Origin of the sequence: Streptomyces sp. TBY4 (assembly GCF_024213195.1) — a bacterium.
Taxonomy (GTDB): domain Bacteria; phylum Actinomycetota; class Actinomycetes; order Streptomycetales; family Streptomycetaceae; genus Streptomyces.
The window spans coordinates 673,467-692,444 of the sequence record NZ_JANAVF010000001.1; the positions used below are offsets into that span (position 1 = coordinate 673,467).

General features: G+C 72.8%; 19 protein-coding genes and 1 tRNA gene. 11 read left to right on the forward strand and 9 right to left on the reverse strand.

What is annotated here, in order from left to right:
• Window positions 1-28 precede the first annotated feature (28 nt).
• Complete coding sequence (locus NLX94_RS03145; RefSeq protein WP_254380983.1) at window positions 29-1,174, forward strand: agmatine/peptidylarginine deiminase; 1,146 nt, start codon at window positions 29-31, stop codon at window positions 1,172-1,174.
• Window positions 1,175-1,253: 79 nt separating this feature from the next.
• Here NLX94_RS03145 and NLX94_RS03150 read toward each other — a convergent pair whose 3' ends face one another.
• The 4 genes from NLX94_RS03150 to NLX94_RS03165 form a co-directional block, all read right to left on the reverse strand.
• Window positions 1,254-1,664, reverse strand: a complete 411-nt coding sequence (locus NLX94_RS03150) for a DUF4440 domain-containing protein (RefSeq protein ID WP_254380984.1) — start codon at window positions 1,662-1,664, stop codon at window positions 1,254-1,256.
• Window positions 1,665-1,782: 118 nt separating this feature from the next.
• A tRNA-Leu gene (locus NLX94_RS03155) sits at window positions 1,783-1,867 on the reverse strand.
• Window positions 1,868-2,035: 168 nt separating this feature from the next.
• Window positions 2,036-2,497 carry a hypothetical protein gene (locus NLX94_RS03160; protein ID WP_254380985.1) on the reverse strand — a complete coding sequence of 154 codons (462 nt, stop codon included), beginning with the start codon at window positions 2,495-2,497 and terminating at the stop codon, window positions 2,036-2,038.
• A gap of 219 nt (window positions 2,498-2,716) precedes the next feature.
• On the reverse strand, window positions 2,717-3,658 hold the full coding sequence (locus NLX94_RS03165; RefSeq protein ID WP_254380986.1) for a beta-ketoacyl-ACP synthase III: 942 nt from the start codon (window positions 3,656-3,658) through the stop codon (window positions 2,717-2,719).
• A gap of 205 nt (window positions 3,659-3,863) precedes the next feature.
• Between NLX94_RS03165 and fdhD the strand changes: the two genes are divergently transcribed.
• Entirely contained in the window at window positions 3,864-4,697 is an 834-nt protein-coding gene (gene fdhD, locus NLX94_RS03170) for a formate dehydrogenase accessory sulfurtransferase FdhD (protein ID WP_254380987.1), read from the forward strand.
• An 85-nt stretch (window positions 4,698-4,782) separates the two neighbouring features.
• Here the strand turns inward: fdhD and NLX94_RS03175 are convergent, their stop codons facing one another.
• The 3 genes from NLX94_RS03175 to NLX94_RS03185 all read right to left on the reverse strand — a co-directional run bounded on the left by NLX94_RS03175 (window position 4,783) and on the right by NLX94_RS03185 (window position 6,711).
• Window positions 4,783-5,052: a hypothetical protein gene (locus NLX94_RS03175; protein ID WP_254380988.1), complete on the reverse strand. Its 270-nt coding sequence runs from the start codon at window positions 5,050-5,052 to the stop codon at window positions 4,783-4,785.
• Between the two features lie 126 nt (window positions 5,053-5,178).
• On the reverse strand, window positions 5,179-5,610 hold the full coding sequence (locus NLX94_RS03180; protein WP_254380989.1) for a (2Fe-2S) ferredoxin domain-containing protein: 432 nt from the start codon (window positions 5,608-5,610) through the stop codon (window positions 5,179-5,181).
• A 9-nt stretch (window positions 5,611-5,619) separates the two neighbouring features.
• Window positions 5,620-6,711: a bile acid:sodium symporter family protein gene (locus NLX94_RS03185; RefSeq protein WP_254381222.1), complete on the reverse strand. Its 1,092-nt coding sequence runs from the start codon at window positions 6,709-6,711 to the stop codon at window positions 5,620-5,622.
• Between the two features lie 153 nt (window positions 6,712-6,864).
• Here NLX94_RS03185 and NLX94_RS03190 point away from each other — a divergent pair, with 153 nt between their 5' ends.
• From NLX94_RS03190 to NLX94_RS03235, 9 genes are all read left to right on the forward strand, one after another.
• Complete coding sequence (locus tag NLX94_RS03190; protein ID WP_254380990.1) at window positions 6,865-7,716, forward strand: LysR substrate-binding domain-containing protein; 852 nt, start codon at window positions 6,865-6,867, stop codon at window positions 7,714-7,716.
• A gap of 133 nt (window positions 7,717-7,849) precedes the next feature.
• Window positions 7,850-8,485, forward strand: coding sequence for a VOC family protein (locus NLX94_RS03195; protein ID WP_254380991.1), 636 nt, complete (start codon window positions 7,850-7,852; stop codon window positions 8,483-8,485).
• 48 nt (window positions 8,486-8,533) lie between these two features.
• The gene (locus NLX94_RS03200) at window positions 8,534-9,238 is read left to right on the forward strand and encodes an NAD(P)-binding domain-containing protein (protein WP_308402362.1); all 705 of its coding nucleotides are present in this window, start codon (window positions 8,534-8,536) and stop codon (window positions 9,236-9,238) included.
• Window positions 9,239-9,346: 108 nt separating this feature from the next.
• Window positions 9,347-11,170, forward strand: coding sequence for a long-chain fatty acid--CoA ligase (locus NLX94_RS03205; RefSeq protein ID WP_254380993.1), 1,824 nt, complete (start codon window positions 9,347-9,349; stop codon window positions 11,168-11,170).
• 144 nt (window positions 11,171-11,314) lie between these two features.
• The gene (locus tag NLX94_RS03210; protein ID WP_254380994.1) at window positions 11,315-12,577 is read left to right on the forward strand and encodes an ABC transporter substrate-binding protein; all 1,263 of its coding nucleotides are present in this window, start codon (window positions 11,315-11,317) and stop codon (window positions 12,575-12,577) included.
• Window positions 12,578-12,593: 16 nt separating this feature from the next.
• The gene (locus NLX94_RS03215) at window positions 12,594-15,554 is read left to right on the forward strand and encodes an ATP-binding cassette domain-containing protein (protein ID WP_302168645.1); all 2,961 of its coding nucleotides are present in this window, start codon (window positions 12,594-12,596) and stop codon (window positions 15,552-15,554) included.
• Window positions 15,551-16,330: an ABC transporter ATP-binding protein gene (locus tag NLX94_RS03225; RefSeq protein ID WP_254380995.1), complete on the forward strand. Its 780-nt coding sequence runs from the start codon at window positions 15,551-15,553 to the stop codon at window positions 16,328-16,330. Before NLX94_RS03215 ends, NLX94_RS03225 begins: the two co-directional genes overlap by 4 nt.
• Window positions 16,331-16,489: 159 nt before the next feature.
• Window positions 16,490-17,338, forward strand: coding sequence for an aldo/keto reductase (locus NLX94_RS03230; protein ID WP_308402363.1), 849 nt, complete (start codon window positions 16,490-16,492; stop codon window positions 17,336-17,338).
• Window positions 17,339-17,345: 7 nt separating this feature from the next.
• On the forward strand, window positions 17,346-17,774 hold the full coding sequence (locus NLX94_RS03235; protein WP_254380996.1) for an RICIN domain-containing protein: 429 nt from the start codon (window positions 17,346-17,348) through the stop codon (window positions 17,772-17,774).
• 57 nt (window positions 17,775-17,831) lie between these two features.
• Here NLX94_RS03235 and NLX94_RS03240 read toward each other — a convergent pair whose 3' ends face one another.
• The gene (locus tag NLX94_RS03240) at window positions 17,832-18,608 is read right to left on the reverse strand and encodes a class I SAM-dependent methyltransferase (RefSeq protein ID WP_254380997.1); all 777 of its coding nucleotides are present in this window, start codon (window positions 18,606-18,608) and stop codon (window positions 17,832-17,834) included.
• On the reverse strand, window positions 18,608-18,913 hold the full coding sequence (locus tag NLX94_RS03245) for a 4a-hydroxytetrahydrobiopterin dehydratase (protein WP_254380998.1): 306 nt from the start codon (window positions 18,911-18,913) through the stop codon (window positions 18,608-18,610). The genes NLX94_RS03240 and NLX94_RS03245 overlap by 1 nt, the downstream gene beginning before the upstream one ends.
• Between the last annotated feature and the right edge of the window lie 65 nt (window positions 18,914-18,978).

Here is an 18,978-nt window from a genome sequence, read left to right on the forward strand (position 1 = left end):
TCCACGTCGGACTGATCGGAGATCAGAGATGAACGAGCACGTCGTAGGGAAGCTGGACAGACGAGGGTTCCTGGCCGCGGCCGGCCTCACGGCCGCGGGCGCCGCACTGGCATCGGTGGGCGGGCAGGCCTTCGCGGCCGGCCGTCCTGCCGCCGCGGCGGCCGCCGGGTCCTACTTCGTACCGTGCGAGACCGTCCGGCACACCCGGACCTGGATGGCGTGGCCCGACCGGACCGCGATCTGGGGCAACAAGCTCGCGGGGGTGCAGGCGAACATCGCGCTCATCGCGAAGACCATCGCGAAGTACGAGCCGGTCGTGATGCTCGCCAACCCGGCGAGCGTCTCCAAGGCGAAGAGCGCCTGCGGGACGTCGGTCACCGTCATCAGCTCGATCCCCGTCGACGACTGCTGGATCCGTGACAGCGGACCGGTGTTCCGCGTCAACGGGGCGGGCGGCGTGGACGCGTTCGGCACCAACTTCAACGGCTGGGGCAACAAGCAGAGCCACGCCAGGGACGCCCTGGTGGCGGGCCGGGTCGCCGCCTACGCCGGGGTGGCCTTCAGCACCGCCGCGTTCGTCGGCGAGGGCGGCTCGGTGGAGACGGACGGCGCCGGCACCCTCATGGCCACGCGCAGCTCCCTCATCAACTCCAACCGCAACCCCAACATGAGCCAGGCGCAGCTGGAGGCGGGCATGTGCGCCGCCTACGGCGCGTCCAAGGTGATCTGGTTCAAGGGCATCTACGGCCAGGACATCACCGACGACCACGTCGACGCCACCTCCCGGTTCCTGGAGGAGGGCCGGGCCATGGTGCAGATGCCGCTCGCGAGCGAGAACGACATCTGGGCCAAGGACGCGCGCGAGCAGTACCAGATCCTGTCCACCTCCACCGACGCCCAGGGCAGCCCGATCTCGGTCACCAAGCTCCAGGGCCCCGACTACAACAAGATCCGCTCCACGAACCCCGACTTCGTGGCCTCGTACGCCAACTACTACGTGTGCAACGGCGCGGTGATCTCCTCGCAGTTCGGCGACTCCACGGCCGACGCGGCGGCCAAGGCCACCCTGCAGCGGCTCTTCCCGGGCCGGGTCGTCGTGCAGCTGAACACCGACAGCCTGGGCGCGGGCGGCGGCGGCATCCACTGCGTGACCCAGCAGCAGCCGGCGGCGTAACCGCCTCCCCGACCCGTCCGGCCCCCCGCTGTCCGCGGGGGGCCGGTTCGGCTCGGCTTGTCCTACGGTTCAGCTCGTCCTACGGGGCGACGTCGTCCCAGGCCATCGCGCTCATCCGCCAGCCACCCGGGGTCCGTACGTACTGGGTGGTCTTGTGTCCGGTGCCCTCGAACCAGGCCCCGTCGAGGTATCCGGACTTGCGGTACTCGCTGAACCGGTGCGCGATCGAGCCGAAGACCTCGGTCCGCTCGGCGACCTCCCACTCGCGGAACTCCGTCAGCGTCCCGTCGGTGAGGATCTTCTCCCGCGGCTCGATGAAGCCGTCGAGGTCGTAGATCACGGGCTCGGCCCCGACGTTCTTGATGATCATCCCCTGCGGGATGAACACCTCCCGGATGGCGCCCAGATCCGGCCGCCCGCCTCCGGCATTGGTGAACGCACCGAGGAAGACGCTCATCAACCGGTCCAGCTCGGCCTTGACTTCGGACACGCATACCCTCCCGAGGGCGAAGATTCCCGGCCGATCTTCGCCCACCCCCGCCAGGAGGGCAATGCCCCTCCGGAAACACTTCAGGCCCCCTGCGAACCGCAGGGGGCCTGATCATGTGTGTCCGAGGGGGGACTTGAACCCCCACGCCCGATAAAGGGCACTAGCACCTCAAGCTAGCGCGTCTGCCATTCCGCCACCCGGACTAGGTGGTCGGCCCCGGTTTCCCGCGGCGACATGGACAACAATAGCAAAGGTTCGGCGGGGTTCCGACCAGGTATTTCGCCCGGGCCCGGTCCGACGCGCCGCGCTGACCTGCGGGCATGCCCGGGGGCGGGTCGCGCGGTGCGGGCGAGACGTTGCGTCTCGCCGCTCTAGGACTCCGCGTTCGCGCGCTCGCCCGCCACCAGGTCCTCCTTGTGCTGCCAGGCGTAGAGGGTGCCCCCGTCCACGTAGCCGTCGTACGTGCCGCAGCGCAGGCCCGCCCGGGACCGGGCGTCCTTCGGGAACCAGTCCGCCTGGAGCTGGACCTCCTTGGCCCCGGACGTGGGGGCCGGGGTGCACCGGGCCGGGGGCTTACCGTCCGGGAGGGTCGCCCTGAGCAGGCGCTCGCCGCCCGTGGTCTTCATCGAGTACCGGACCGCCCCCGCATCGTCCGGCAGCCAGCGCGGGACGGAGGGGCGCTTCGACTTCGCCTCGGCGCCGGTCGCGTACGCGCTCGTCTCCTGGTGCCGGTTCGCGAGCCACTCGTTCGCCGCCGGTACGGCGATCGCGGCGGCGACCCCGAGGGTGAGGACGGCTCCGGCGGTGGTCAGGGCGATGCTCTTGCGGCTCATGATGCGCTTTGCTCCCGTAGCTCTCGGATTGCGTGGTTTCATCCTCCGAGGCTCCGGCCACCGATCCATCAGCCCGCCGGGCGGGATCGGCGTACCCCTCAGGTCGCACGGCGGGGCTCGGGGGGCTCCCGGATGCTGATGCTCGTGGCCGCGCTCATGACGAAGGCCCGCGCCGCCGGACCCGTGACGGGTGGCGGCGCGGGCCTCCGGGCCGGGCCGTTACGGGCAGCTGATGACCTGGCCGGCGTAGGAGAGGTTGCCGCCGAAGCCGAAGAGGAGGACGGGCGCCCCGGAGGGGATCTCACCGCGCTCGACCAGCTTGGACAGGGCCATCGGGATGGAGGCGGCCGAGGTGTTGCCGGAGTCGACCACATCGCGGGCGACGACGGCGTTGACCGCGCCGATCTTCGCGGCGAGCGGCTCGATGATCCGCAGGTTCGCCTGGTGGAGGACGACTCCGGCCAGGTCCTCGGGGGTGATCCCGGCCTTCTCGCAGACCTTGCGGGCGAGCGGGGGGAGCTGGCTGGTGGTCCAGCGGTAGACGGACTGGCCCTCCTGGGCGAAGACCGGCGGCGAGCCCTCGATGCGGACCGCATTGCCCATGGCGGGCACCGAGCCCCACAGGACCGGGCCGATGCCGGGCTCCTCGCAGGCCTCCACGACGGCCGCGCCGGCGCCGTCGCCGGTCAGGACGCAGGTGGTGCGGTCGCTCCAGTCGGTGATCTCGGTCATCTTGTCCGCCCCGATGACCAGGGCCCGGGTGGCTGCGCCGGCCCGGATCGCGTGGTCGGCGGTGGCCAGGGCGTGGGTGAAGCCCGAGCAGACGACGTTGATGTCCATCACGGCGGGGCTGGAGCCCATCCCGAGCTTGGCCGCGACGCGCGCGGCCATGTTGGGGGAACGGTCGATCGCGGTGGAGGTGGCGACGAGGACGAGGTCGATGTCGTCCGGGGTCAGACCGGCATTCGCGAGGGCCTTGCCGGCGGCCTGGTAGGCCAGCTCGTCGACCGGCTCGTCGGGTCCGGCCATGTGCCGGGTCTTGATCCCGACGCGCGACCGGATCCACTCGTCGTTGGTGTCCACCATGGTGGCGAGGTCCTCATTGGTGAGCACCTTCGAGGGCTGGTAGTGCCCTAGCGCCACCACGCGTGAACCGGTCATGGGCGGGGTCCCCCCTTGTAAGGCAGTCAGGATGTACCAGCTTTGCCTGCTACCGATGGGTACAGGGGCGCGTGACCCAACAGGATTCAGTGCCCGGAATTTGGAGCTTCCCGAGGGTCTTCAAGCCGGGAAGGGGTCACGAAGCGGATCCGGGACAATGGGTGCTTCAGGGGTACGCCAAAGACAGAACAGGTGGACTGATCACATGGGACGGGTCACCGAACGCCGTCGCGTCGTCCGGGTCCGGAACGGCGTGGCGGGGGCCCGCGCGGACACCCTGGTGGCCGAGGAGCCGCTGGAGATACGGCTCAACGGCAAACCGCTGGCCATCACGATGCGCACTCCGGGCGACGATTTCGCGCTGGCCGTGGGCTTCCTGGCCAGCGAGGGCGTGCTCGGCTCGGCGTCGGACGTCCGGGCGGTGACCTACTGCGAGGGCGCCGCCGAGGACGGAACCAACACCTACAACGTGGTGAACGTACAGCTCGCCGCGGGGGTTCCGGTGCCGGACATCACGCTGGAGCGGAACGTCTACACCACCTCCTCGTGCGGTCTGTGCGGGAAGGCCAGCCTGGACGCGGTGCGCACCGCGACCCGGTTCCCGGGGCTCGCGGACGATCCCGTACGGGTGAGCGCGCGGCTCCTCGGAGAGCTGCCGGACCGGCTGCGCGAGCGGCAGAAGGTCTTCGACCGCACGGGCGCCCTGCACGGCGCCGGGCTGTTCTCCGCGGACGGCGAGCTGATCGACGTACGGGAGGACGTGGGCCGGCACAACGCGGTGGACAAGATCGTCGGGCGGGCGCTGCAGGCCGGGCGGCTGCCGCTGGCGGGCACGGTCCTGCTGGTGTCGGGGCGGGCCTCCTTCGAACTGGCGCAGAAGGCCGTGATGGCGGGCATCCCGGTGCTGGCGGCCGTCTCCGCCCCGTCCTCGCTCGCGGTGGACCTGGCGGTGGAGTCGGGGCTGACGCTGGTCGGGTTCCTGCGGGGCGGGGACATGAACATCTACGCGGGCGAGGAGCGGATCGACCTGACGGCGTGAGCCGCGGGGCGGGGGGCGCGCGGGGCGGCGGGGGCCGTCGTGCGGCCCCCGCCCCTGTCCGGCCCCCGCCCTCGCCCCGGACCGGCTACTTGTCGGCCAGGTGCCCCGCGCCGGTGTGCGCGGTGCCCGCCGGAGCCTCGATGGTCTGGCTGTACGGGTTGTCCTTGGACGCGGGCTCGATCTTCTTCGCGGCCACGTGCGGGGTGCCGGCCGGGGCCTCGACCGTGCGGCTGTGGGCGGAGCCCTGCCGGGCCGTGCCGTTGCCGTTGTCCGCGGCGTGGGCGGCCCCGCCGAGGGCGAGGGTGCCGAGCAGGGCGGCGGCGGAGACGGCGGCGATGCGCTTGTTGAGCTTCATGAGGGGCTCCCTGGTGGTTCGTGGTGCGTGGGTTCTTCGCTGACACCCAGAACCTAGAAGAACCGGACATTTCCTCGCTCTAACGCTTTCCGCCCCCGCGCCCCCTCCGCCCTTACGGCGCCCCGATCAGCGCTTGCGGCGGCCCCGCCGGGAGGCGGGCTCGGCCGGCTTGGGCTCCGGGGGGTCGATGCGGTGGAGGTCGAGGGTCGCCGGGAGCGGGGTGGCGCCGGGGCCGCCAGCTTCGGCCCAGGCGATGATCTCGTCGGTGGCGGTGTCGTCCAGGGCCCAGCCGAACCAGACCGCGCGGGCACCCCGGCGGCGGGCCTCCGTGGTGGGCTGGACCACGATGACGTTGGCCTGCGCGCAGGGGCCGAGGCAGTCGGTCGTACGGACGGCCAGGCGCCCGTCGGAGGCCTCCGCGGCCTCGCGCAGCCGGGCCAGCTGTCCCGCGTGGTCGGTACCGGGGTTCTTGCGGGGGTCACCGCAGCAGCAGCCCCGGCAGACCACCAGGGTGCAGGGGCGCGGGGCGTGGGCGGAGAGCGGGCATATCCAGGTCACTACCGCACGTTAGCGGGCCTGCGGGACCGGGTGTTGGGGGGTGTGCGAGACCTCCGCCACATGCCCGGCGGCGAGTTCGTGCTGTTCCGGGGCGTGCGCGTCCTGCGGGGCCTGCGTGTCCTCCGCGGTGTACGGGTCCCGCGCGCGGCGGCGGGCCAGGACCGCGCAGACCATCAGCTGCATCTGGTGGAAGAGCATGAGCGGCAGCACGGCGAGGCTCGCCTGGGCGCCGAACAGCACGCTGGCCATGGGCAGTCCGGCGGCCAGGCTCTTCTTCGACCCCGCGAACTGGATGGCGATCCGGTCCTCGCGGGTGAACCCGAGGCGCTTGGCCCCGTACCAGGTGACGAGCAGCATCACGGCGAGGAGCAGCGCCTCCACGGCCATCAGCCCGCCGAGGCGCGGGAGGCTGACCTGGCGCCAGATCCCGGCGACCATGCCCGCGCTGAAGGCGGTGTAGACGACGAGCAGGATCGAGCCGCGGTCGACGTAGCCGAGGACCTTCTTGTTGCGGACGAGGAAGCCGCCGATCCAGGGGCGCAGGGCCTGGCCGAGGAGGAAGGGCAGGAGCAGCTGGAGGACGATCTTGAGCAGCGAGTCGAGGGAGAAGCCGCCCGCGCTGCCGCCGAGCAGGCCGGCGGCGAGCAGCGGGGTCAGGAAGATGCCGATGAGGCTGGAGAAGGAGCCCGCGCAGATCGCGGCGGGGACGTTGCCGCGGGCGATCGAGGTGAAGGCGATGGAGGACTGGATGGTGGAGGGGACCAGGCAGAGGAAGAGCAGCCCGCTGTAGAGGGGCGGGGTGAGGACGGCCGGGACCAGGGCGTGCGCGGCGAGGCCCAGGAGGGGGAAGAGCAGGAAGGTGGAGGCGAGCACGGTGAGGTGGAGCCGCCAGTGGCGCATGCCGTCGACGGCCTCGCGGGTGGAGAGCCGGGCGCCGTAGAGGAAGAACAGCAGGGCCACCGCCGCGGTGGAGGCGGCCTCGGCCACGGAGGCGGCCGCGCCGCGGGCGGGCAGCAGGGCGGCGAGGCCGACGGTGGCGAGCAGACCCATGATGAAGGGGTCCACGGGGAGCCGGGCGGGAAGGTGCGGGCGGCGGCGCATGCGGATGCTCACTTGCTGAGGTCGGCGGGAGGGCGGGCGGGCATGGACGGGCAATGGCCCCTCCATCTTCGGCGGCGCGACGGTCATCGGGAAACCCGTACACCGCTCTCACTGTCATCACGGAACATGATGAGCGGGGGTAGGGTGGGCGGTGTGTACGACCCCGTTCAGCTGCGCACCTTCCTCACCGTCGCCCAGACCCTGAGCTTCACCCAGGCCGCCGCCCGGCTCGGCGTCCGCCAGTCCACGGTCAGCCAGCACGTGCGCCGGCTGGAGGAGGCCACGGGCCGGCCGCTCTTCCTGCGCGACACGCACAGCGTGGAACTCACCGAGGACGGCGAGGCGCTGCTCGGATTCGCCCGCTCGATCCTGGAGGCGCACGAGCGCGCGGCGGCCTTCTTCGCGGGGACGCGGATCCGCGGCCGGCTGCGCTTCGGCGCCTCGGAGGACTTCGTGCTGACCCGGCTGCCGGAGATCCTGGAGGCCTTCCGGCACGAGCACCCCGAGGTGGAGCTGGAGCTGTCGGTGGAGCTTTCGGGGACCCTGCACGAGCGGCTGGACGCCGGGCGGCTGGACCTCGTACTCGCCAAGCGGCGCGGGGACGGGGACGAGCGGGGCCGGCTGGTGTGGCGGGACCGGATGGTGTGGATCGGGGCGGAGGGGCTGCGGGTGGACCCGGAGCGGCCGGTGCCGCTGATCGTCTTCCCGCCGCCGGGGATCACGCGGGCGCGGGCGCTGGACGTTCTGCAGGCGGACGGGCGGCCGTGGCGGATCGCCTGTACGAGCGGCAGCCTGAGCGGCCTGATCGCGGCGGCCCGGGCGGGGCTGGGCGTGATGGCCCATACGCGGGGGCTGATCCCGCCGGGGCTGGTCCGGGTGGGCGGCCTGCCGGACCTCGGCACGGTGGAGTTCGCCCTGCTCCGCGGCCCCCGGAGCTCCGCCGCCGCGGAAGCCCTGGCCGCGGCGATCCTGTCGGGGGCGGACCGGCTGACCCGGGCGGCGTGACCGCGCCGGCGGAGCCGCTCCCCCCTCCGCGACTCCCTCCGGCCCGCCGGCTGGGCCGGATCCGCGGCGAACGGGGCCGGGGCGGCGGGCGTGGCGTCGGGACTTGCGCGGGTGGCCGCGTGATGATGGCGCGGTGCGACTTGATCACGTGTCCTATGCGGTGGCCCGCGACAGCTTCGTCTCGACCGTCCAGTGGATCGGATCGGCCCTCGGCGCCGGTTTCGTCGACGGCGGCGTCCACCCGCGGTTCGGGACCCGCAATTTCATCCTCCCACTGAGCGGCGGCACCTACGTCGAGGTCGTCACCACGCTCGACCACCCCGCCGCCGACCGCGCGCCCTTCGGCCAGGCGGTCGCGCGCCGCGCCGCCGAGGGCGGCGGGTGGCTCGGCTGGGTGGTCTCCGTCGACGACATCTCCCCGGTCGAGGCCCGCCTCGGGCGCACCTCGGACGAGGGCCACCGCGTCCGCCCCGACGGGTTCGACCTGAGGTGGAAGCAGATCGGCGTGCGGGAACTGATGGAGGACCCGCAGCTTCCCTACTTCCTCCAGTGGCTGGTCCCCGCCGAGGACCGCCCGAGCGCCGACCCTCGCACCTCCACCACCATCCACGGGGTCTCCCTCGCCGGCGACGCCGCCTCCATCTCCGAGTTCCTCGGCGAACCGGCCGACCACCCCCTCGACCAGATCGACGTCACCTGGGTCGAGGACGAGGAACCGGGCCTGATCTCGGTCGAGTTCGCCACCGCCCACGGCCCGGTCACGATCTGACCTCCGACGACGGCCGGTACTGGGGTTGCCGTACGCCAACCGGTCGCGGTGCGGCGGGAATTCGTACGGAACCAACGGCACGAACGGAACGGGCAGGGGGACGCGGTACTGGGGACCGGTGAGGTCGGGCAGCGGCTGGCGGGGAAGCTGGTCTCGGTGGGGCACGAGGTCGTGATGGGGTCCCGGACGGCGGACAACGCCTCTGCCGCGCGGTGGGCTTCCGAAACGGGCGGAGGCCACGGCACCTTCGCCGATGCCGCCGCGTCCGCCGAGCTCGTCGTCAACGCGACCGGCGGGCTCGTCTCGCTCGCCGCGCTGGAGGCCGCGGGGGCGGACAACCTCCGGGGGAAGACCGTCGTGGACGTCTCCAACGCGCTGGACTTCTCCGAGGGTTTCCCGCCCAGGGTGGTCACCCCGGACGGGCACAGCGTCGCCGAGCAGCTCCAGAAGGCCTTCCCCGAGGCGCGGATCGTCAAGACGCTCAACACCATGAACAACGCGGTGATGGTCGAGCCGGGCCGGGTGCCGGGCCACCACACCGTGTTCGTGAGCGGGGACGACGCCGGAGCCAAGGCCGGGACCACCGCGCTGCTGCGTTCCTTCGGCTGGGCGCCCGCGCAGATCATCGATCTCGGCGACCTGTCGAGCGCCCGCGCCACCGAGGCGCTGATGGCGCTGTGGCTGCGCCTGTACGGGGTGCTCGGCCCGGTGGACTTCAACCTCTCCGTGGTCACGGCCCCGGCCGTGTCCTAGACGGCCCGGCAGCGCCCGCTGGGGAGGTCTTGTGCAGGTCTTCCTTCCGTGATCACTGGTGGGTGGGCGTGGGATAGCGTCGCCGCGCCGTACGGAGAGGAGCGGTCCTTGCACGAGATCACCGTCCCACCGGTCGTCGCGGGCACACCCGTCGGCGGTCTGGCCGACGCCGTCTTCCTGCACGCGCGCGAGGACCCCGGCCGGATCGTGCTGGGCCGCAAGGCGGACGGGGTCTGGGGGGACGTGACCTCCGGCGAGCTAGCCGCCGAGGTGCTCGGGCTCGCCAAGGGGCTGCTGGCGCAGGGCATCCGCTTCGGGGACCGGGTGGCGATCATGTCCCGCACCCGGTACGAGTGGACGCTCTTCGACTTCGCCCTGTGGGCGATCGGCGCCCAGCCGGTGCCGGTCTATCCCTCGTCCTCCGCCGAGCAGGTGCACTGGATCCTGTACGACTCCGAGTGCACGGCCTGTGTGGTGGAGGACGAGGACCAGGCCATGACCGTGGGCTCGGTGATCGACCGGCTGCCGCGGCTGCACCGGCTGTGGCAGCTGGACGCGGGCGCCGTGGACGGGCTCGTCCGGGACGGGGCCCAGGTCGCCGAGGACGTGGTGCACCGGCACCGGGGCGCGGTGACGCCCGACGCGACGGCCACCGTCATCTACACCTCGGGGACCACCGGGCGCCCCAAGGGCTGTGTGCTGACCCACGGCAATTTCATGTTCGAGGCCGACACGATGGTGACCCGCTGGGAGTCGGTGTTCCGGGCCGGGCCCGGTGAGCAGCCGTCCACCCTGCTCTTCCTGCCGCTCGCCCACGTCTTCGGGCGGATGGTGGAGGTGGCGGCCGTGCGCGCCCGGGTGAAGCTCGGTCACCAGCCGGTGCTGGCGGCGGCCGAACTGCTCCCGGATCTCGCCGCGTTCCGGCCCAGCTTCGTGCTCGGGGTGCCGTACGTCTTCGAGAAGGTCTTCGCCGCCGCCCGCCGCAAGGCCGAGACCGAGGGCCGGACGGGGCCCTTCGACCGGGCGGTGGAGACGGCCGTACGGTACGCGGAGGCGCGCGAGCAGAAGGCGTTCGGCTCCGGGCCCGGGCCCTCGGCGAAGCTGCGCGTGGAGCACCAGCTCTTCGAGAAGCTGGTGTACGGGAAGGTCCGCGAGGCGCTGGGCGGCCGGGTGCGGTACGGGATGTCGGGCGGCTCGGCGATGTCGCGCCGGCTGGGGCTGTTCTTCGAGGGCGCCGGGGTCACGGTCTTCGAGGGCTACGGGCTGACGGAGTCCTGCGCGGCGGCCACCGCGAACCCGCCCGGGGCGGTCAAGTACGGCACCGTGGGACCGCCGATCCCCGGCGGTACGGTGCACATCGCCGGCGACGGGGAGATCTGGCTGCACGGGGCCCACGTCTTCTCCGGGTACCTCAACGACCCGCAGGGCACGGAGGCCGTCCTGCGGGACGGCTGGCTGGCGACGGGGGACCTGGGGCGGCTCGACGCGGACGGGTACCTCACGATCACGGGGCGCAAGAAGGAGATCCTGGTGACCTCCAACGGCAAGAGCGTCGCCCCGGCCGCCCTGGAGGAGCGGGTCCGTTCGCATCCGCTCGTCTCCCAGTGCGTCCTGGTGGGCAACGACCGGCCGTACGTGGCGGCCCTGATCACCCTGGACATGGAGGGGGTCGCGCACTGGATGGCGATGCGCGGCCGCCCCCGGCTGCCGGCGGCGGCCCTGGTGCTCGACCCCGATCTGACGGCGGAGGTCCGCCGGTCGGTGGTGGCGGCCAACACCCTGGTCTCCCAGGCCGAGTCGATCCGTACGTTCCGGATCCTGGGCGAGCAGTTCACCGAGGAGCGGGGGCTGCTGACGCCGTCGCTGAAGCTGAAGCGGCGGGCCATAGAGAAGGCCTACGCCCAGGAGGTGGCGGCCCTCTACCAGTCCTGACGGGCGCGGAGCGCGATCACAAGGGCAGTTGTGGCGACGATCCGAACCGTTACCTGACGGGTCGTCACTTCACTTGTCGTTGATATTGACGATGCGTCAGGTCGCGCACAGAATGCGGGGATTCCGACCGGAGGGGATCCACACATGTTGCGACCGATCCGCACCCTGGCCGCCGCGGCGGCGGCGCTCGCGCTCGTCTCCGCCTGCAACTCGGCCTCCAACAGCGCCTCCCCCGACAAGCCGGGAGCCGCCGGCACCTCACGCGGGGTGAGCGCCGACTCGATCAAGGTCGGCGGCATCGTGTCGATGACCAGCGCCAGCGGCTACAGCAAGAAGGACACCGACCTCGGGGCGAAGGCCCGCTACGCGAGAGCCAACGCCGAGGGCGGGATCAACGGCCGCAAGATCGATTACATCGGTGCCGAGGACGACGGGCAGGACCCCGCCAAGAACCTGGCCGCGGCCCGCAAACTCGTCCAGCAGGACAAGGTCTTCGCCGTCTCCCCCATGAGCTCGGTGACCTTCACGGGCGCCGACTTCCTGGAGCAGGAGAAGGTGCCCACCTTCGGCTGGGGCACGCTCCCCTCCTTCTGCGGCCCCAAGTACATCTACGGGTTCAACGGCTGCCTCGTCCCCACCCCCGGCGGCACCATCAACCAGACCTGGCCCGAGGGCATCGGCAAGGTCCTCGGCGGCGCCCAGGGCAAGTCGGTCGCGATCATCGCCAACGACAGCGACGCCGGGAAGTTCGGCGTGCGCACCTTCCAGCAGGGCTTCACCAGTGCCGGGTTCAACGTCTCCTACGCCAAGGCCTCGGTGCCCGGCACCGCCGTGCCGAGCGACTGGTCGGCGTACGTCAAGGAGATCCTCGAGAGCAACGGCGGCAAGGCCCCGGACGCGGTGGTCTCCGTCATGCAGACCCCCAACAACATCGGGCTGTTCACCTCGCTCAAGCGCAGCGGGTACAAGGGGCTGCTCTCCGACCCGACCGACTACGACCCGGGTCTGCTCGCCAAGGACGCCACCAAGCAGGCCCTCGACGGCGTGCACGTGCTGCTGCAGTTCGAGCCGTTCGAGTCGACGAACCCGAAGATGGCCCAGTTCAAGGCCGACATCAAGGCCGCCAACGGCGGGCAGGACATCCCGCTCAACATGCACATGATGACCGGCTACATGTCGGCCGACCTCTTCGTCTCCATCGCGCAGAAGGCCGGCAAGGACCTGACCGTCGAGTCCTTCCAGGCCGCCGCACAGGGCTTCTCCGACACCGGCACCCTCGTCGGCGACCGCGCCGAGCCCAAGGGCCAGAAGGACAGCTTCGGCTGCGGGGCGCTCGTCCAGCTGAAGAACGGCGCGTACGAGGTCTCCGTACCGTTCAAGTGCTACGAGCCCATCCCCTTCAAGTAGGGGTGCGGGAAACGGTATGGGAGATCTGCTCGCCTTCGTACTGAGCGGTCTGGTGTCCGGCGCCCTGTACGCACTGCTCGCCACCGGGCTGGTGCTGTCGTACTCGGCGTCCGGGCTGTTCAACTTCGCGCACGGGGCCACCGCCTACCTGTGCGCGCTCACCTTCTACGAACTGCACTCCGGGCTCGGCTGGCCGGCCGTCCCGGCGGCGCTGCTGGTGGTCCTGGTCCTGGCGCCCGGGCTCGGGTGGGCGCTGGACCGGCTGATGTTCAGGCGGCTCGCGCAGGTGGGCGAGACGGCGCAGATCGTGGCCACCATCGGCCTGCTGGTGGCCCTGCCGGCGGCCGGGCTGTGGACGGTGGAGCTCCTGCACGAGGCGGGAGCACCGCTCAAGCCGGCGGAGAACCAGTTCGGGCTGCCGGGGGTGGGGCCGAGCCCCGCGAAGTCCTGGCAGCTCACCGAGGACGTCGGCATCGACTCCGACCAGCTGATCACCTGGGTGGCTACGGCCGTGGTGGCCGTAGCCCTCTGGGTGCTGATGCGGCACACCCGGCTGGGGCTGCGGCTGCGGGCGGCCGTCGACAACCGCTCGCTCACCGAGCTGCGCGGGATCGACGCCGACCGGCTGTCCTCGGTGGCGTGGATGATCGCCTCCGGGCTGGCCGGTCTGGCGGGCGTACTTGCGACGCCGCTGCTCGGGCTGTCCGCCCACGATTTCACCCTCTTCCTGTTCGTGTCGGCCACCGCGGCCGTCATCGGGCGGTTCGCCTCCGTCCCGCTCGCCTTCGCGGGCGGGCTCGGGCTCGGAGTGCTGCAGAACCTGGTCGTCGGCTACGCGTCCTTCGCCGACTCCATCACCGGCTTCAGGACGGCCGTGCCCTTCCTGATCCTGTTCGGCGGACTGCTGGTGCTCACCCGGCGGGCCCGGGCCGCCGGGACCGCCGCCGTGGACGTGGCCTCGCCGGACCACCTGGCCGGGGCCCCCTGGGCACGGCGGTGGGGGGTCTGGACGGCGGGCGCGGTCCTGCTGTGCACGGCCTTCTACACGGTGACCACCCCCTTCTGGAGCGGGCTCCTCGCCCAGGGGCTCGCGCTGGCCCTGGTGTTCATGTCCTTCACCGTGGTCACCGGACTCGGGGCGATGGTGTCCCTGGCCCAGGGCACCTTCGTCACCGGGGCCGCGCTGGTGGCCGGACTGCTGATGAGCCGCGGGTGGCCGTTCATCGCGGCGCTGGCGGTCGGCACCTGCGTGGCCGCGCTGCTGGGGGCCCTGGTCGCCCTGCCCGCGCTCCGGCTCGGCGGACGCTCCCTCGCCCTGGCGACGCTGGCCCTGGCCTTCCTGGCGGACCAGGTCCTCTTCCAGATGCGGTGGCTGCGCAACGGGGACTCCGGGTGGTCGGTCCCGCGTCCCGTCATCGGACCGGTGGACCTCTCCGACGACCGGGCGCTCGGGGTGGCGCTGGTCCTGCTGGTCGCGGCGGTCTGCGCCGGGCTGAGCGCGCTGCGGAGCTCCCCCTCGGGCCGGGCGATGCTCGCCGTGCGGTCGGCTCCCGCGGCCGCGATGGCCTCCGGGGTGTCGGTGCTGCGCACGAAGCTGCTCCTCTTCACCCTGTCGGCGGGGCTGGCCGGCTTCGGCGGCGTCATGTACGCCTCGTACAACACCCGCATCACCGCTACGGACTTCACGGCGATGACCGGGCTGGTGTGGCTGGCGGTGGTCGTCGCGGCGGGCGTGCGCAGGCCGCAGTACGCGGTGGTGGCGGGGCTGGTCTTCGCCGTCGCTCCGCGGGTGATGGCGGACTACGTGACGGAGTCGGCGCACCTGCCGGTGATCCTGTTCGGCCTGGCGGGGTTGGCCTTGGCCAACGATCCCGATGGGTATTGCGCGGCGGTGCCGGTGCGGTTGGCCCGGCGACGGGCCGGAGCACTGGCCGGGGCCTCGTCCGGGGCCGGAGCCTTGGCTCGCGCCAAAGCCGGAGCCGGGGCCGGAGCCGGAGCCGTGCCCGCGGCTCGGGTCGGTGGCGGAGCCGGGGTGGGCCCTGCGGGGCCTTCCCCCACCCCGCCCCTTCCCGAAACCGGGCTCCGCCCGGACCCGTCGGGGGCTCCGCCCCCGGACCCCCGCGCCTCAAACGCCGGCGAGGCTGGATTTGCCGGGGCCCGGGGCGGAGCCCCGGTTTCGGGAAGGGGCGGGGTGGGGGAAAGCCCCGCAGGGCAACCGGCCGCAGCCGGGCCGGCTCCGGACCGGCCCGCCCGCAGGCAGGTCGCCCAGGCGCCACCGGCGGAGCCACCCGCGCTGGAGCTGCGCAGCGTCACCGCCGGGTACGACGGGGGGCTCGTGCTGCACGGTGTGGACCTCGCCGTGCGGCGCGGCGAGATCCTCGCCGTGCTCGGGCCCAACGGGGCCGGGAAGAGCACCGCCTGCCGGGTGGCGGCCGGAGCACTGGCCGTCGTCGGCGGAACCGTCCACGTGGGCGGCCGGGACGCCACCCGCGAAGGCGCCGTGGGCCGCTCCCGGGCGGGGGTGCTGCTCGCACCCGAGGGGCGCGGGATCTTCCCCTCGCTCAGCATCGAGGAGAACCTCGCCCTCTACCTGAGCAAGGCGGACGAACGGGACGCCGTATACGACCGGTTCCCCCGGTTGCGGGAGCGGCGCACGCTCTCCGCCGGGTCGTTGTCCGGTGGGGAACAGCAAATGCTGGCCCTCGCGCCGCTGTTGCAGCGCCCACCCGAGGTGCTCATCGCGGACGAACCCTCCCTCGGGCTCGCCCCGCGCGTGGTGGACGAGGTGTACGGACTGCTCGTGGAGCTCCGCGCCGCCGGGACCGCGCTGCTGCTGGTGGAGGAGAAGGCGGCCGAGATCCTCGGGATCGCCGACACCGTCGCCTACCTCTCGCAGGGCCGGGTCTCCTGGTGCGGCCCGCGCTCCGAGGTGGAGGCGGACCGGCTGACCGAGGCCTACCTGGGGATGGCGACATGAGCGCGGAGACGGACGGCTATGTGCTGGAAGCGCGCGGCATCAGTGTCCGCTTCGGCGGGGTCAAGGCGCTGACGGGCGTGGACCTCGGGATCCGGGCCGGCGAGGTGTGCGGGCTGATCGGGCCGAACGGGGCCGGGAAGACCACCCTGTTCGACGTCCTGTCGGGGATCCGGCGGCCCGACCAGGGCCGGATGCTGCTCGACGGGGTGGACGTCACCCGGCGCTCCCCCGTGTGGCGGGCCCGGCACGGGATGCGCCGGACCTTCCAGCGCCAGCAGTTGTTCGGGCAGCTCAGCGTGGCCGACAACGTCCTCGTGGCGCAGGAGTGGCGGGGCGGGGGCGGCGGCCTCGCCGCCGATCTGGTCGCCTCGCCCACCCGGCGCCGCCGGGAGCGGGAGCGCCGGGAGCGGGCCGCGCGGGTGCTGGCCGACTGCGGGATCGGCGCGCTCGGGGACGCGTACGCCGGCGGTCTGCCGGTGGGGCGGGCCCGGATGGTCGAGCTGGCCCGCGCCGTGGCCGATCCGCCCCGGGTGCTGCTCCTGGACGAGCCCGCGTCGGGCATGTCCGCGCCCGAACGGGAGCAGCTCGCGGCGGTCGTGCGCCGGCTCGCCGGGGAGGAGGGCTGCGCGGTGCTGCTGGTCGAGCACAACGTCGCCTTCGTGATGGACCTCTGCACCCGGGTGGTCGTCCTGGACCTGGGCACCGTGCTCGCCGAGGGCACGGCCGCGGAGGTCCGGGCCAACGCGCTGGTCCGGGAGGCGTACCTGGGGGCGTAGCCGCGCCGCACGCCCGTTCCCGCCGTACGGGTGAAATCCGTACGGCGGGAATAGGCCATGCCCGGGCCCGGTTGTCGCCGGTCGTACGGACGGCAGCGCCCGTACCCGTACCGGTACTCGCGACGAACGACGCACGACGAACCAGAGGGAACTTACGACGTGAACCAGGTCCCCGGCATCAAGCTCAACAACGGCACGCTCATGCCCCAGCTCGGCTACGGCGTCTGGCAGGTGCCGGACGCGGAGGCGGAACAGGCCGTCCGGACCGCGCTGGAGGCGGGCTACCGCAGCATCGACACGGCCGCCATCTACGGCAACGAGGAGGGCACCGGCAAGGCCATCGCCTCCGCCGGGGTGCCGCGCGAGGAGCTCTTCGTCACCACCAAGCTGTGGAACGGCAAGTCCGAGACCTGGGGCCGGGACAACGTGCTGCGCGAGTTCGACGCCTCGCTCGCCAAGCTGGGCCTCGACGAGATCGACCTGTACCTGATCCACTGGCCGCGCCCGATGCGCGACGACTTCCTCGCCATCTGGAAGACCTTCGAGGAGATCGCGGAGAGCGGCCGCGCCAAGGCCGTCGGCGTGTCCAACTTCCGCCCCGCCGACCTGGAACGGCTCGGCGCCGAGAGCTCCCTGGTCCCGGCCGTGAACCAGATCGAGCTGCACCCGCTGCTCCCCCAGGAGGAACTGCGCGCCCTGCACGCGCGCCTGGGCATCGCCACCGAGGCCTGGTCCCCGCTCGGCCAGGGCAAGGACCTGCTCACCCTGCCCGCCGTGACCGCGATCGCCGCCAAGCACGGCCGCTCGGCCGCGCAGGTGGTGCTGCGCTGGCACCTCCAGCTGGGCAACGTCGTGATCCCCAAGTCGGTGACCCCGGCGCGGATCCGGGAGAACCTCGACGTCTTCGGCTTCGTGCTGGACGCCGGTGACATCGCCGCGCTGGACGCGCTGGGTGCGGGTGGCGCGGGCCGCCGGATCGGTCCCGACCCGGCCGAGTTCGACTACTGAGCCGCGGATGACAGGCACGAGTGCGCCCGAGGGCGTGTACCGGATCCGCAATGCCGCGAGCGGGCTGCTGCTCCAGGTCGAGGGCGGCAACCGGGTCCGCGTCGGACCGGACGGCGAGCCCGCCGCGGCCCGGCAGTGGGAGATCACCGCGGTGCACAGCGGCGGCGGGATCTTCCACGTGGTCAGCGTGGACAACGGCAGGCGGCTCGACGTCGCGAACGCGTCGACCGAGAGCGGCACCCGGGTCCAGGTGTGGAGGGCCAACGCCTTCGGCGCGCAGGAGTGGGTCGTCGAGGAACACCTCGACGACCCCGGCGTGGTCTCGCTGATCGCCGCCATCAGCGGTCTGCCGCTGGAGGCGGACGCCGAGGGCGGGGCCCGGCAGTGCGAGGACACCGACTCCCCCGCGCAGTGGTGGCGCCTGGAGCCCGTCTGAGTCCGCGCCGTCCCCTCGCCCCCTCCGGATGCCCCGCCCCTTCCGGACCCCCGCCCGTCAGGCCCGTACGAAGCCGCGCAGCCGGTACGTGGGCTCCGCGCGCGGGGTGTCCGGCCCCGGCAGGGATTCCAGCCGGTCCGCGAGCTGGCGCGGGGTGATCCCGCGCGGGTGGACGCGGGAGGCGTAGCGCCCGGCGAGCAGGGCGGCGGCGGCCCCGTGCGGGGTGCGGCCCTGGCCGTGGCCGGTGAAGAGGGCTTCGCCGGCGGGGAGCAGGCCCGAGGCGGCCGCGTGGGCGGTGACGGCGTGCGCGGAGTCGGCGGGGTTGAGGGTGAGGTGTTCGGCGAGCACGGCGTCGATGTCGCTGCCTACGTCGTGGGCGGCGTCCTTGTCCACGGTGGTGACGAACATCCCGCCGGGCCGCAGGACGCGCCCGGCCTCGGCGATCACGGCGGCCACCAGCCCCGGTGAGCGCAGCAGGTGCAGCAGCCAGACCGCGCCGACCGCGTCGAGCGAGCCCGTGCGGAAGGGCAGCCGGGTCCCGGAGGCGAGGACCACCGGAACCCCCCGGGAGCGCGCCATGGCCGCCATCCCGTACGAGGTGTCCGCGCCGAGCACGCGCATCCCGGGGCGGGCGGCGGCGAGGCGGGTGGTGACGATGCCCGTGCCGCAGCCGAGGTCGAGCAGGGTGGCGGTGGCCGGCGGGAGCAGGCCGAGGACCGCCGCTGCGGCGGCCTCGGCGCGCGGGGCCCCGCCGCGGGTGGCGTCGTAGGCCTCGGCCTCGGCGTCGTAGTCGAGGAGCGGCCTCGGCGCCGGTGCGGGGGCGACCTCCGGCATCAGGCGGCGCCGTGGGCGGGGGCCAGGGATTCCACGCGTTCGGCGAGGGTGAAGTCCGCGTCGGTGACGGCGTTCCCGGCGTCGTGCGTGTTCACGGCGAGGCGGACGGTGTTGTAGCCGAGGGTGAGGTCGGAGTGGTGGTTCAACTCCTCCTGCACGGAGGCGATGTGGCTGACCAGGGCGCTCGCCGCGAAGTGGCTGCCCAGCCGGTACGTGCGGATGATCCGGTCGTCCTCGAAGGCCCAGCCGGGGAGTTCCCGCAGCCGGTCCTCGATCTCCTTCTGCGAAAGCGGCTCTCTCGACATCCGCAGGCTCCTTCCCCGTTGGCGACGGCCCGATTGACCTGACGTGGAGTCAAGGTTCCCACAGC

Coding starts and splice junctions, on each gene's coding strand:
- NLX94_RS03145 (WP_254380983.1), top strand. CDS start 29: ATGAACGAGCACGTCGTAGGGAAGCTGGACAGACGAGGGTTCCTGGCC.
- NLX94_RS03160 (WP_254380985.1), bottom strand. CDS start 2,497: ATGAGCCGCAAGAGCATCGCCCTGACCACCGCCGGAGCCGTCCTCACC.
- NLX94_RS03165 (WP_254380986.1), bottom strand. CDS start 3,658: ATGACCGGTTCACGCGTGGTGGCGCTAGGGCACTACCAGCCCTCGAAG.
- fdhD (WP_254380987.1), top strand. CDS start 3,864: ATGGGACGGGTCACCGAACGCCGTCGCGTCGTCCGGGTCCGGAACGGC.
- NLX94_RS03175 (WP_254380988.1), bottom strand. CDS start 5,052: ATGAAGCTCAACAAGCGCATCGCCGCCGTCTCCGCCGCCGCCCTGCTC.
- NLX94_RS03185 (WP_254381222.1), bottom strand. CDS start 6,711: ATGCGCCGCCGCCCGCACCTTCCCGCCCGGCTCCCCGTGGACCCCTTC.
- NLX94_RS03210 (WP_254380994.1), top strand. CDS start 11,315: ATGTTGCGACCGATCCGCACCCTGGCCGCCGCGGCGGCGGCGCTCGCG.
- NLX94_RS03215 (WP_302168645.1), top strand. CDS start 12,594: ATGGGAGATCTGCTCGCCTTCGTACTGAGCGGTCTGGTGTCCGGCGCC.
- NLX94_RS03225 (WP_254380995.1), top strand. CDS start 15,551: ATGAGCGCGGAGACGGACGGCTATGTGCTGGAAGCGCGCGGCATCAGT.
- NLX94_RS03235 (WP_254380996.1), top strand. CDS start 17,346: ATGACAGGCACGAGTGCGCCCGAGGGCGTGTACCGGATCCGCAATGCC.
- NLX94_RS03240 (WP_254380997.1), bottom strand. CDS start 18,608: ATGCCGGAGGTCGCCCCCGCACCGGCGCCGAGGCCGCTCCTCGACTAC.
- NLX94_RS03245 (WP_254380998.1), bottom strand. CDS start 18,913: ATGTCGAGAGAGCCGCTTTCGCAGAAGGAGATCGAGGACCGGCTGCGG.